This window comes from Frankia sp. Hr75.2, from assembly GCF_949319125.1.
GTDB lineage: Bacteria > Actinomycetota > Actinomycetes > Frankiales > Frankiaceae > Parafrankia > Parafrankia soli.
On record NZ_CASGGV010000041.1, the window covers coordinates 1 to 12722 of the forward strand.

Genomic DNA, 12722 nt, shown 5'->3' on the forward strand with positions numbered 1-12722 from the left:
GGGCCACGCCCCCGATCACGTCGGCGGCTCAGGCCGAGAGGTGCAACGGGAGCCTCTTCAGACCACGGACGACGACCTGCTCCCGGTAGGCGACAGTGTCCTCGGCCAGCGCGAACGAGCTGGTGCGGCTGATCAGCGCCCGAAAGGCGATCTCCGCTTCGAGGCGGGCGAGGGGCGCGCCGAGACAGTAGTGGATTCCGACACCGAGCCCGAGATGGCGCCGCGTCCGGTCGGACCTGGTGTAGCGAGCCACGAGGAACCGGTCGGGCTCGTCGAACGCCTCCGGATCCCGGTTGGCAGCCCCGATCATCATGATCGCACCGTCACCGCGCGTGAACGGACGTCCGCCGATCTCGGCGTCCGCGAGGACGGTGCGGGCGATGAACTGCACCGGCGGGTCGAACCGAAGCATCTCCTCGACCGCGGGTCCGACGAGGGCTGGATCCGCACGCAGCGCCGCGAGCTGCCCGGGGTTCCGCGTGAGCGCGAGAATCCCGCCGCTGATGAGATTCGCTGTCGTCTCGTAGCCGGCCACCAGCAACAGGGTGCACAGTTCGAGCAGTTCCCGTTCGGCGAGTATGTCACCGCGGTCATGGATGGCGACGAGCCGGCTGAGAAGGTCATCGCGCGGTTCCTCGCGGCGACGGGCGATCAGGTCGAGAAAGTAGGCGTCGAATTCCACGGCCGCCCGGTTACAGGCCGCCTTCTTCTCATCGGTCAGCAGATAGTAAGGGTCCAGTCCGAGGGTCAGCGCGTCCGCCCACCCCCCGAACTCCTCCTCGTCCGCGGCCGGCACGCCCAGCAGCCGGCTTATCAACCGCAACGGCAGCGGACGCGCGAACGCCGCGACCGCATCGATCTCGCCCCGCTCGATCGCCTCGTCGAGCAGCACGTTCGCGAGGGATGTCACCTGCGGAGCCAGGGCCTCGATGACCGCCGGGGTGAACGCCTTACCCACAAGGCGCCGCAGCCGGGTGTGATCGGGCGGGTCCGCCCGTAGCAGTGAACCGAGGCCGTCGTCCATTCCCGTGCGATAGTTGATGCCGTCGGTGTACCCGTGCCCAACCGCGGGATGCGTGAGTACGGCGGAGGCCTCGGCGAGGCGGGTCACCAGAGTGACCGTGCGGTCGGCGATCTCACCGGGGATGAAGGCGCCGACTTCACGGATCTTCCGATACCGAAGGTAGGGGTCCGCAAGCCGCGTCGCCGTCACCGCGGCGATGATCGCAGCGGTGCCTCCCTCGGATGTGTCGATGCCGTCCACCGTAGTCACTGACCGTCTCCTCCCCGCGCGACGTCGCCGCAGGCGCCGGCGCACCCCGCGGCGACCGGACGTTCTCACAGCACGACATACGAAATCGTGTCCGACACGTGTGCGCACGCAAAAAGTCAGCCGCCGCCTCTTGGGGCGACAACTTTCAATCATTCAATCGGTTCTCGTCGAACAGGCTCCGTACCAGGCCGCCGTCGTACTCCGCCGCACTTCTTTTATGCGCGGACAGCGACCGGAGCCCACGGGGTGAGGCCGATCTCAGATCGGTGACGGCGCGGCCGGCGTTTCGGCCGGCGGGCCTGCCACGGGAGCGCGGGGCTGGTAGGCCTCGGCGCGCTGACCGTGACGGCAGCCACCGGTCCCGACCGGCGCCACCGGCACGTCCGGCACGTCCGGCACGCTGTCCGCGCTCAACGCGGCGAGCACGACCGAGCGGACCGGTCGTTGGAATTCCGTCACGCCCACAGCCAGGGATTTACTGGAACCGGACCGGAAAGCGTTCGATGCCACGCAGGACGAGGTTCTTGCGGTAGGCGAGGTCGTCCGTGAGCAGCGTCATCGTTGTTTCCCTCCGGATGAGTTCCTGCAGCACGGCCTCCATCTCCAGGCGGGCAAGCGGCGCGCCGAGGCAGTAGTGGATGCCCAGACTGAAGGTGAGATGACGCTTCGCGGGTTGCTGGCCCACGTACCGGGTGATATCGAACCGCTCGGCGTCGGGGAACGCCTCCGGGTCCCGGTTGGCCGAGCCGAAGAGCAGAGCGACGCCGTCGCCCGCGCTGAACGTGTGCCCGGCGAGCTCGGTCTGCTCGTGGGCGAGGCGGCAACAGTGCCGAATCGCGAGCCGCGTTCCTGGCGTACCGACGAGCGGTGGACCGGCGTGCACGTCGCCCCGGCCGGCGAACAGCGCACAGCCTGATTGCACCATGCCGGGACCGACAGCAACGACTAGACAACACTATGAATCGGCGTGGGATATCGAGAGCTGGATCTGGCTGGTGGCGAGACCGTGATCCCCCTTCCACCCGACCGGCGGGGGGTGATCTTGCGGGGGGCTGGTTGATGTCGTCGATGAGGTGTCTGATCTGATGGCCCCGGCGTCCATACGGGCTGTGGAGAGGAGACTTCTGAATGGCCGTACCCGATGGCGAGCTTGACCTGCCCGTACCCGTACCGTGGGCAGCACGGTCACGGCCTGTCCGCCCGTGGGAGCAGCCGCGGGTGCCTCCTGGTCCGCCGGTCTCGGCCCAGCTGGCCGGGTTTCTAATCCAGTTCGCGCCGCTGCCTGCGGCCGTGGTGGGCTGGTTCCTTGCCGGGGCGCTGGCTCTCCCGGCGGAGGCCGGGGCGGTGGTGGGGTTCGTGGTCCACCAGCTTCTCCAGGGGTTTGTCGTTGTTCCGGCCCTGCTTTGGAAGAGATCAAAGCCGTGCGGCGAGCAGGTGCGCGACCGTGTCGTTGCAGCGGGCGTGCGGCTGGGTGTGACGGTGTCTGTGTGCGGACGCTGGGGAGCCGGCGGGGCCGGGTGCGCGGTGTAGGTGTTCTTCTCATGCCGCCGGGTCGGGTATGGGTGGTGGTGGCGGAGGATCTGGCGGTGACGAACCCGGCGGACCTTGACGCCCTTGTCGCACATCAACTCGCCAGAGCCCGCGCGGCGGCTTACCGCCTCGTCCTACCGCTGATGCTGGTGGTCTGGGTGGCGTTGGTGGTGCTGGCCGGTCAGGTGGCTCCTGACGGCGGGCTCGAGCTCGCCATTCAGACGGCCAGCTCGTCGGTCTGTGGGGGATAGGCGTACGGGTCCGGTCCCCCCTCGGACATCAGGCCCACCCGGATCATCCCGGCTCCACGGGCCACGGGCCACGGGCCACGGGCCGCGGGCTGCGTGCCTCGGCCCACGGCCCAGGCACGCGGGGCCCGGACCCGTCCTCGACGCGGTACATCGGTAGCCGGATGCTGAGCGCCGCCCAGACACGAGCCTCGCCGCGATCTGGTGGTTGGTCAGGCCTTCGGCGAGCGGCTGGACGACCTGGCTCCGCCCGGGCGCCGGGCCCTGCCGCAGCTGTGCAACAGACCTGAGGCGCTGATGTCCCGCCGTCAAGGGCGGCATCACGAACACCCGCCGGGAGCCACCCGGTCAATTCCTGCCGGATAATATCCCGGACCGATCATCTGTCTCACGAATGACATCTTCAGCATTGGTGCTCGGCTGTATTCCTCCGGCATTGTGTTACCTGTTGATAGCGGCGGATAGTGCCGTTCGTGTAACGGCTTGGGTGAACCTTGCGGAGGTAGGTAATGGGCGGCATGCGGAGGGGCTGGAACGTACGCCGGTCGGTGTGTGGTGGGATTGTCGCATCGGCGTTGGCGGTCGTGGTCACGGGATGTCAGGAGGGCGTCATCCCGGTCGACCCCGCAGCGCCGCCGCCCGCGGCGGCAGGGTCGGGGGCGACCGGGTCGGGGACGACCGGGCCGGCGGCCCCGCCCACGCAGGCCACCGTCGCGCCGGCGAGGATCCTGCGCGCGGGGGACTATGTGCTCACGGCGGGCGAGGAGACCGCGGGCTTCGAGAGCTCGGGCGGCGCTGGCGACGAGAACAGCGACAGCAGCGCGATTCGCGCCCAGGTCGCCGCATGCGTCGGAGTCCCCGACTACAATCCGTCGCCGCCATCGGACGAGACGACGGGCGACACTTTCACCAACACCGAGGAATCTGATTTCCAGGCAATCAGCCGGGCGAAGGTTCTTTCTGAGAGCCAGATCCGCCGGAACGCCCAGATCGTGACCAGCCCTGGTTTTGGTGACTGCTACCGCACGGCGTTGGAGAACCAGCTGGCGGGCGAGGACGAGAACGGCTTCACCTACGAGATCGTCGCGGTCGAGACACCGTCCCCGCCGCGGGGGGCCACCGCGCTGGTCCGCACCTCGATGGGCATCACGGACGAATACGGCACCTACGGTTACGTCTTCGACACGATCTATTTCTACGTCGGCCAGGTGGCCGTCGAGCTCGACGTCATCAACATCCAGGACGTCCCGCCGCCGATCATCGAACAGGGCCTCATCGACCAGATCGCCGACAAGTTGACCAACCAGTAGCCACCCGGCCGCCGCACAACCGGCCGGGACAGGGAGCCGGCCAAGGACGACTACCTCGTCGTCGGCGCCCCAGATGCAGGTACGGGGCCGCTTTTCCCGCTTCGCGCCTCTACGCGCGCTGGCGCGCTTCCGGCCGAACATCGCTATCTGCCCACGCGCCCTCTCCAGGACGCAACAGCCTGATGTAGGGATTGCGCCAGGTTGCTCACCCCGCACATGCTTACCGAACATGGACTACCGCGTACTCGGCCGCACCGGCGTGCGGGTCTCCCCGCTCTGCCTGGGTGCGATGATGTTCGGGACCTGGGGCAACCAGGACCACGACGACTCAATAAAGATCATTCACAGGGCGTTGGACGCCGGCGTCAACTTCGTCGACACCGCGGACGCCTACTCCGCCGGCGAGTCCGAGGAGATCGTCGGTAAGGCGCTGGCCGGCCGCCGCGACGACGTCGTGCTCGCGACCAAGCTGTACATGCCGATGGACCGGGGCCCAACCGGCGCGGCCTGTCACGGCGCTGGATCGTCACCGAGGTGGAGAACAGCCTGCGGCGGCTCGGCACCGACTGGATCGACCTCTATCAGGTGTATCGTCCCGACCCGTCGACCGACATCGACGAGACGCTCGGCGCGCTCACCGACCTCGTCCGGGCCGGCAAGATCCGCTACTTCGGCAGCTCGACGTTCCCGGCGCACGAGGTGGTCGAGGCACAGTGGGTGGCCGAGCGCCGCAACCGCGAGCGGTTCGTCACCGAGCAGCCGCCGTACTCGCTGCTCGTCCGTGGGATCGAGGCCGATCTGCTGCCCGTGGCACAGAAGTACGGACTCGGGGTGCTGCCGTGGAGCCCGCTGGCCGGCGGCTTCCTGTCCGGGCGCCACACCCGCGACGGCGGCGAGGTCACGAGCACCCGGATGTCCCGGGTGCCGAACCGGTTCGATCTGTCCGTGCCCGCGAACCAGCGCAAGGTCGAGGCTGCGATCGCGTTCGCCGACCTCGCCGCCGAGGTGGGTGTCACGCTGATCGAGCTGGCGCTGGCGTTCGTGCTGAGCCACCCGGCGGTGACGTCGGCGATCATCGGCCCGCGCACGATGGAGCACCTGGAAAGCCAGCTCACCGGCGGCGCCGTCACCCTGGACGAGGCGACGCTGGACCGGATCGACGAGATCGTCCCGCCTGGCGTCAACGTCAACCCGGAGGACGCCGGTTATGTCCCGCCGTCCCTGGCCCAGCCCGCGCTCCGCCGGCGCTGACCCTCACGTTCGTTCGCGGCGTCCAGAGGTCCGGTCGCCACTCGTGGTCGCCCCGACCTCGGAGTCCACCGTCCGTCGCACACGCATCCTCGGCGGGCTGATCAGCGAATATCGCAACGACGCCGGACACCTCCTGCGGAAGATCGCATCATCCGCAGGAGGCCGGCTCACAGGCCGAATCGGGATTCTGGAGCCCCACAGGCTCATGCAGGCCCAAAAGCCCAGGCGACGGTCCGCGGCGACGGCCACCCGGGGATCGGGCCGCTCAGCCGGCCGCCTTCTCCAGGACGTGCACGCCGCAGGCACTGCCGAGTCCGATGACGTGGGCGAGCCCGACGCGCGCGCCCTCGATCTGCCGGTCCCCGGCCTCCGCGCGCAGGTGCTGGCAGATCTCCCAGATGTTGGCGATGCCGGTCGCGGCGATCGGATGCCCCTTGGACTCCAGCCCTCCGCTGACGTTGACCGGTGTCCGGCCGTCCCGCCAGGTCGCCCCGGAGTTGAAGAAGTCGACCGCGCCGCCCTGCTCGCACAGCATCAGGTTGTCGTAGTGCACCAGTTCGGCGGTGGCGAAGCAGTCGTGCAGCTCGACGAGGTCCAGCTCGTCCGGACCGATGCCGGCCTGCTCGTAGGCCCGTGTCGCGGCCTGCCGGGTGAGGGTGTTGACGTCCGGGAGGACCTGGCAGGCGTCCTGCCAGGGGTCGCTGGTGAGCACCGAGGCACTGATCTTCACCGCGCGCCGGCGCTGCTCCGGGGAGAGCGTCCGCAGCCTGCGGTCGCTGACGACGACCACCGCGGCGGCGCCGTCGCAGTTCGCCGAGCACATTGGACGGGTGTTCGGGTAGGCGATCATGACGTCGTTCATGATCTGCTCGACGGTGAACCTCTTCTGGTAGGCGGCCAGCGGGTTGAGCGTCGAGTGCGCGTGGTTCTTCTCCGCGATCCGGGCGAACAGCTCGAAGCTGGCGTCTCCGTAGCGGTGGCCGTACTCCAGGCCGATCTGCGCGAACACGCTCGGCATCGAGTCCGTGCCGACCCTGCCCTCAAGCGGCGTGATCGCCCCGAACCGCCCGGTGGGTGTCCAGGTTCCGCCCTTGTCCTGGCGCGGGGGAGCGCCGAGCAGTCCGGCGCCCGAGAGCATCTCGACCCCGACGGCCAGGCCGAGGTCCGCCTCGCCGGCCTTGATCTCCAGGAGCGCGACGCGCAGCGCGGTGGCGCCGGTGGCGCAGGCGTTGGCGACGTTGTAGACCGGAATGCCGGTCTGGCCGATCTGCTTCTGTATCTGCTGGCCGAAGCTGGAGCTCCCGGCGGTCAGGCTGCCGGCGGCGAGCACGCCGATGTCCCTGATGCCGACCCCGGCGTCGGCGAGCGCGGCCAGCGCCGCCTCGGACGCGAGGTCGACATGGTCCCTGCCCGGGTGCTTGCCGAACTTCGTCATCGAGATCCCGAGGATCCAGACGTCCTCCGCCATCGCGGACCTTCCCCTCGTCGCGACGAGCCTGCTCAGGCGGGCTCGAACCCATAACCGACCGCCTCGACGCCCGCGCTGTCCGCGCCGAGCGGAACGGTCGTCAGCCGCACCCGCATCCCGAGCCGCACGTGCTCCGGATCCGGATCGATGTTCACCAGATTGCCTCGCACGAGGGTCCCGCCACAGTCGACGATCGCGGCGACGAACGGCACGGGGACACCCGGCGGGGCCACCGCCACGATCGAGAACGTGTACAGCGTCCCCTCGCGCGGGATCTCGACGGTACGGAACGTGGTGTTGTCGCACGCCGCGCACGCGTTGCGGCGGTCGAAATACCGCGCGGAACACTGTTCGCACTCGTGCGCGACGAGATGTGGCTCGCCGTCCAGCACGAGATAGTCCACCAGCGAAATGCGATCCGCCACCACATGCTCCCCACGTCCGAGCGCGCGTCGCGGCAACCGCGCACGCATCACCGACACTCCGGCGTCCCGGGAACGACTATCAGCGCACTGATGTTGGTGTGTACACCTGTCACCAGAAGCTTGTGTTCGTCCTTCTCCCCAGGGTGTGCGAGGCCTGCCCGGGTGTTACCGGACGGATTCTTCGGCCAGGTTGCCTGCCTGGTTCGCCAGCGTCCTTATTTACACTAGGTTGAAGTACATGTACTGTCAACCCGGTTCGCTGGAGGGAGGATGGGGATGAAGGTTTCCCTGACGGTGTCGGACTTTCTGGACCGGGCGGAGACGGTGTACCCGGACAGCCTGGGGGTGGTCGACGAGCCGGGCGGGCCGGGAGCGTGGGGCCGGGTGTCCTACGGGGAGCTGGCGGGCCGGGCGCGGGGGGTGGCGGTCGGGCTGGACCGGCTGGGCGTGGGGGTCGGAGAGCGGGTGGCGATCGTGTCCCCGAACTCGGCCCGCTTCCTGGCCTGCTTCTACGGAGTGTCCGGCAGCGGGCGGGTGCTGGTCCCGGTGAACTACCGGCTGGGCGCCGAGGAGATCTCCTACATCCTCGAGCACTCCGGGGCGCGGCTGCTGCTGGTGGACCCCGACTACGCCGAGCTGCTCGCCGAGGCGAAGGTGCCGGACAGGCTGGTCCTGGACGGCGCCACCGACAGCGAGCTGTTCGCTCCGGCGCCGCCGGGAGCGCCGGCCGGGTGGGAGCCGGACGAGGACGCGGTGGCCACCCTCAACTACACGTCGGGGACCACCGCCCGGCCGAAGGGCGTGCGGCTGACGCACCGCAACTGCTGGCTCAACGCCGCCTCGTTCGGCTGGCACACCGGTGTCAGCGACCGGGACGTGCTGCTGCACACCCTGCCGATGTTCCACGTCAACGGCTGGGGCATGCCCTACGCGGTCACCGGGATGGGCGGCAGCCATGTGATCATCCGGAAGATCGACGGTGAGGAGATCCTGACGCGCGTCGCCGCCGAGGGCGTCACCCTGCTGTGCGCCGCCCCGGCGGTCATCGCCTCCGTCCTCGACGCCGCCGCCCGCCGCGTCGCCGAGAACCGACCCGTCCCAGGCCGGGACACGGTCCGGGTCGTGGTCGCCGGCGCCCCGCCGCCCAGCGCGATGATCGCCCAGGTCGAGGAGGATCTCGGCTGGGAGTTCATCCAGATCTACGGGTCGACGGAGGCCTCGCCGCTGCTCACGATCAACCGGGCCCGGCCCGGCTGGGCGGCCCTGCCCACCGAGGAACGTGCCCGGCGGCTGGCCGCCGCCGGCCCCCCCGCCCTCGGCGTCCGGCTGACCACCGACTCCACCGGCGAGGTCCTCATCCGCTCCAACCACGTCTTCGACGGCTACTGGGACCAGCCCGACCAGAGTGCCGAAGCCCTGCGCGACGGCTGGTTCCACACCGGCGACGGCGGCATCGTCACCGACGCGGCCCTGACTCTCACCGACCGCAAGAAGGACGTCATCATCACCGGCGGTGAGAACGTCTCCTCCATCGAGGTCGAGGACACCCTCTACCAGCATCCCGATGTCGTCGAGGCGGCCGTCATCGGTGTTCCCGACGCCAAATGGGGTGAGACCGTCAAAGCCCTCGTCGTGCTCCGTCCCGGTACCACCGTGACGTCGGAGCAGCTCATCACCTTCTGCCGCGACCGTATCGCGCACTACAAATGCCCGACCTCCGTCGAGCTCCGCCCCTCGCTCGAACGCACCGCCACCGGAAAGCTGCAGAAGTTCAAGCTCCGGGCGCCCTACTGGAAAGACCACGAACGGCAGGTCAACTGACATGCCAGGCCCAGCCCAGAACACCCAAAGCATCCAGAACACCCAGAACACCCAGAGCGGCCCGCCCGGCCTGTCCGGCGTCCGCGTCGTCGACTTCGGCCACCAGCTCGCGGGCCCGCTGACCGCGCTGTTGCTCGCCGAGGCCGGCGCCAGCGTCGTGCACGTGGACCAGCCCGGCTCGGACCGGGCCTCCGATCCGGTCGACGCCTACGTCAACCGCAGCAAACAGCGGATCACCCTGGACCTCGGACGCGACGCCGACCGGGCCACGGCCCTCGAGCTCGTGGCGCGCGCGGACGTGCTGATCGAGAACTTCCGGCCGGGCGTCATGGACCGGCTCGGTCTCGGGGCCGCGTCGGTCCGGGCCACCAACGAACGGCTCGTCTACTGCTCGCTCCCGGGGTTCGCCGGCGACGATCCCAAGGCCTCGCTCGCCGCGTGGGAGGGCATCGTCCAGACCGCCGTCGCCGGTTACCGTCCGCTGCGGGAGCACTGGGATCCCTCGGGCCGCCGGCGGGTGGAGGTACGGGACCCGACGGCGCCGCTGTTCACCCCGATCACTACGGCGTCCAACTTCGGCGCCCTGATGGGGGCGGTGTCGGTCGTCATGGCACTGATCGCGCGGGAGCGCTCGGGCCGGGGACAGCGGGTCGAGATCCCGCTCGCCGAGGCGTTCGCGGAGGCATACAGCACCATGCTGGGGATGCGGGTGTACGAGAACCCGTTGATGGGCGACAGCCACCTGCTGCGAGACCTCACCTACGAATGCGCGGACGGCGGGATCATCGACCTCTCGCCGTATTCCAAGTTCGTCATCCCCCTCCTCACGGCAGCGGGAGTGGCCGAGGAGTGGGAGCGCCTGGGCCTCATCGACGTCGCGGCCCGCGACTTCTCGCTGGAGCATCGCGACCAGGCCATGGCGATGTTCGCGGACCTGGTCCGCAGCCGGCCGGCGTCCTGGTGGGACGAGGTGGCGGCCCACGCGCGGATGCCGGTGTCGATGGTCCGGACGCCCGCCCAGTGGGTCGCCACCGAGCAGGCGGTGCGCTCCGGGACCGTCCTGACGCTCGACGACCCGCTGGCCGGCCCGACCGTGATGCCCGGCCGCAGCTTCGACCTGTCCCGGGCGCCCGCCCCGCCGCGGCCCCGCCACCTGCCCGACCAGGACCGCGACGCGCTGCTCGCCGAGCTGCGCGGCGCGCCCGCCCGCGTCGGCCACCCGCCCGCGTCGGCCACCAGGCCGCGCCGGCGGGGGCCGCAGTGGATCTTCCGCTCAGCGGCTTCACCGCGCTCGACGTCAGCCAGGCGGTCGCCGGCCCCACCGCGGCCCGGCTGCTGGCCGACTTCGGCGCTGATGTGATCAAGGTGGGCAACCCGGTGCCCGCGGTGACCGACGGCATCGTGGGCCAGCTCCACCGCGGCAAGCGCGCCGTGCTCCTGGACGCCAGCAGCGCGCCGGGAGCTCGGCTCACCGCCGAGCTGATCCGGCGCTCGGACGCGCTGGTCACCAACTTCACGCCGATGTCGCAGGCCCGGTACGGCATCGACTACGAGCGCGTCAGCGCGCTGAACCCCGAGCTGGTGCACTGCTCCATCACCGCCTACGGCCTGAGCGGGCCGTGGGCGCACCGCCGGGGCTACGAGAACCAGTGCAACGCGGCCACGGGCATGAGCTGGCGGTACGGGCACCGCTTCGGCTGGACGCTCTACCAGCCGACACCGATCAACGACGCCGGCACCGGCATTCTCGGTGCCTACGCCGTGGCCGTCGCCCGCTTCGCCCGGCTGAAGGGTGGGGGCGGCCAGCGTCGCTCGCCCAGGGGTCGACGTTCCACCAGGCCCCGTACCTCGTTGCGGAGGCGCGGGAGAGTGCGCAGGCGCCGGGGAGTGCGGACGGGCCGGACGCGCTGCGTAACGAGTACGGCAGCAGCGCGCTGTACCGCTTCTACCAGGCACGGGACAGCTGGTTCTTCCTGGCCGCGCGCCCGGGGGAGCTGACGGCCCTCCTGCGCGTGACCGGTCTCGACGATCGGAAGGGTCCCGACGGCCAGGGCGGTTCCGACGGCCAGGACAGCGCCGAGAGCTGGCCGGACCCGGGCGGCCCGCTGGCCCGCGACCTGGAGACGCGCTTCGCGCAGCGGCAGGCCGCCTCCTGGATCGAGCGGCTGGCGTCGGCCGGCGTCGCCGCGCACGTGGTCGTCTCCATCGACCAGGCGGTCGACTACCTGCACCGCCGTGGCGTGGTCTACTTCGAGCGCGGCCCGGGCGGGACCGACGTGCCCCGGCCGGGCATCGGCCGCTGGCTGTCGGAGACCCCACCGGTGGTGGGCACGAACCCCGGGCCGATCGGCTCCCAGGCCGTCGAGATCCTCGCCGGCCTCGGGCTGACCGAGCCGGAGATGAAGGAGCTGGCCGAGGCGAACGTCCTCTGCCTGCCGGACCGGCTGCCCGAGCTGCGCAGACTCACCTGACCGGGGTGAGACAGCGGCGGCCGATAATTCGGTCGCCGGAGTCCTCGACCACGGATACGGTGCCCGGTGCCCGATGCGATCTTCGCTCATCCCCGCCTTGCACCCATCTATGACGCTCTCGATGGAGGCCGCAACGATTTGACGGCCTACCTCGACATCGTCGACGAGCTAGGCGCAGACCATGTCCTTGACGTCGGTTGCGGGACGGGATGCCTGGCGATCTTGCTGGCCGATAGTGGTCGTACGGTCGTGGGTGTCGACCCGGCCGAAGCATCGCTTGAGGTCGCGAAGTCGAAGGATCGAGCCGGAAAGATCACCTGGGTGCATGGCGATGCCACGACTGTGCCGACGACCGATATCGATCTTGCGGTGATGGCGGGGAATGTGGCGCAAGTTTTTCTCACTGATGACGAGTGGATCCGGACTCTCCAGGGCATCCGGACCGCACTTCGCCCAGATGGTTACCTCGTGTTCGAAACAAGGCGCCCTGAACGTCGGATTTGGGATGAATGGGCTGCTGACGCTGGTCAGGTCATCGTCGACATTCCGGAGGTCGGAACGGTGGAGCGGCGCTTCAAGGTTACCGACGTGAGCCTTCCGTTCGTCTCTTTCTGCTATGTATACAGGTTCCTGACGGACGGATCGGTCGTCACCTCGGAATCGATCCTTCGGTTCCGCGGCAGAGCCGAAGCGGAGACGAGCCTGGTCGCTCATGACTATCGAGTGCTGGACGTGCGAGAAGCCCCTGATCGCCCAGGTCGAGAGTTCGTGTTTATCGCACAGCGCGCGACCTGAGATGGCAACTTCTCGATAATTCGCCTACCGTCTGGGGAATCGAACGTAGTGTGTGTTGGATGGACCTCGTCGCTGCGGGTTGGTTGGCCGGTCTGCCCAGTGGTCGGCACTCGAACCAAATACCGCTCAA

At 69.4% G+C, this 12722-nt stretch carries 12 protein-coding genes and 1 pseudogene; 8 read left to right on the top strand and 5 right to left on the bottom strand.

Annotation, left to right across the window (positions count from 1 at the left end):
* Positions 1-28: 28 nt before the first annotated feature.
* The 3 genes from AC559T_RS04630 to AC559T_RS04640 all read right to left on the bottom strand — a co-directional run bounded on the left by AC559T_RS04630 (position 29) and on the right by AC559T_RS04640 (position 2198).
* Complete coding sequence (locus AC559T_RS04630; protein ID WP_498867868.1) at positions 29-1273, bottom strand: cytochrome P450; 1245 nt, start codon at positions 1271-1273, stop codon at positions 29-31.
* Between the two features lie 258 nt (positions 1274-1531).
* Positions 1532-1738: a hypothetical protein gene (locus AC559T_RS04635; protein WP_498867869.1), complete on the bottom strand. Its 207-nt coding sequence runs from the start codon at positions 1736-1738 to the stop codon at positions 1532-1534.
* Positions 1739-1748: 10 nt separating this feature from the next.
* Positions 1749-2198, bottom strand: coding sequence for a cytochrome P450 (locus AC559T_RS04640; protein WP_235013966.1), 450 nt, complete (start codon positions 2196-2198; stop codon positions 1749-1751).
* A 562-nt stretch (positions 2199-2760) separates the two neighbouring features.
* On the opposite strand from AC559T_RS04640, the gene AC559T_RS04645 reads away from it, so the two are divergent.
* The 3 genes and pseudogenes from AC559T_RS04645 to AC559T_RS04655 all read left to right on the top strand — a co-directional run bounded on the left by AC559T_RS04645 (position 2761) and on the right by AC559T_RS04655 (position 5612).
* Positions 2761-3054, top strand: coding sequence for a hypothetical protein (locus AC559T_RS04645; protein ID WP_498867870.1), 294 nt, complete (start codon positions 2761-2763; stop codon positions 3052-3054).
* A gap of 506 nt (positions 3055-3560) precedes the next feature.
* Positions 3561-4361 carry a hypothetical protein gene (locus tag AC559T_RS04650; RefSeq protein ID WP_498867871.1) on the top strand — a complete coding sequence of 267 codons (801 nt, stop codon included), beginning with the start codon at positions 3561-3563 and terminating at the stop codon, positions 4359-4361.
* A 229-nt stretch (positions 4362-4590) separates the two neighbouring features.
* Positions 4591-5612 (top strand): annotated as a pseudogene (locus AC559T_RS04655) (aldo/keto reductase).
* Between the two features lie 265 nt (positions 5613-5877).
* Here AC559T_RS04655 and AC559T_RS04660 read toward each other — a convergent pair.
* Positions 5878-7080, bottom strand: a complete 1203-nt coding sequence (locus AC559T_RS04660) for a thiolase family protein (RefSeq protein WP_498867872.1) — start codon at positions 7078-7080, stop codon at positions 5878-5880.
* A 32-nt stretch (positions 7081-7112) separates the two neighbouring features.
* Positions 7113-7505, bottom strand: coding sequence for a Zn-ribbon domain-containing OB-fold protein (locus AC559T_RS04665; protein WP_498867873.1), 393 nt, complete (start codon positions 7503-7505; stop codon positions 7113-7115).
* A gap of 276 nt (positions 7506-7781) precedes the next feature.
* Between AC559T_RS04665 and AC559T_RS04670 the strand changes: the two genes are divergently transcribed.
* The 5 genes from AC559T_RS04670 (at position 7782) to AC559T_RS04690 (ending at position 12592) form a co-directional block, all read left to right on the top strand.
* Positions 7782-9326, top strand: coding sequence for an AMP-binding protein (locus AC559T_RS04670; RefSeq protein ID WP_498867874.1), 1545 nt, complete (start codon positions 7782-7784; stop codon positions 9324-9326).
* Between the two features lies 1 nt (position 9327).
* Positions 9328-10686, top strand: a complete 1359-nt coding sequence (locus AC559T_RS04675) for a CaiB/BaiF CoA transferase family protein (protein ID WP_498867875.1) — start codon at positions 9328-9330, stop codon at positions 10684-10686.
* Positions 10587-11324, top strand: a complete 738-nt coding sequence (locus AC559T_RS04680; RefSeq protein WP_498867876.1) for a CoA transferase — start codon at positions 10587-10589, stop codon at positions 11322-11324. The genes AC559T_RS04675 and AC559T_RS04680 overlap by 100 nt, the downstream gene beginning before the upstream one ends.
* On the top strand, positions 11261-11797 hold the full coding sequence (locus AC559T_RS04685; protein ID WP_498867878.1) for a CoA transferase: 537 nt from the start codon (positions 11261-11263) through the stop codon (positions 11795-11797). The genes AC559T_RS04680 and AC559T_RS04685 overlap by 64 nt, the downstream gene beginning before the upstream one ends.
* 66 nt (positions 11798-11863) lie before the next feature.
* Complete coding sequence (locus AC559T_RS04690; RefSeq protein WP_498867877.1) at positions 11864-12592, top strand: class I SAM-dependent methyltransferase; 729 nt, start codon at positions 11864-11866, stop codon at positions 12590-12592.
* Positions 12593-12722: the final 130 nt, after the last annotated feature.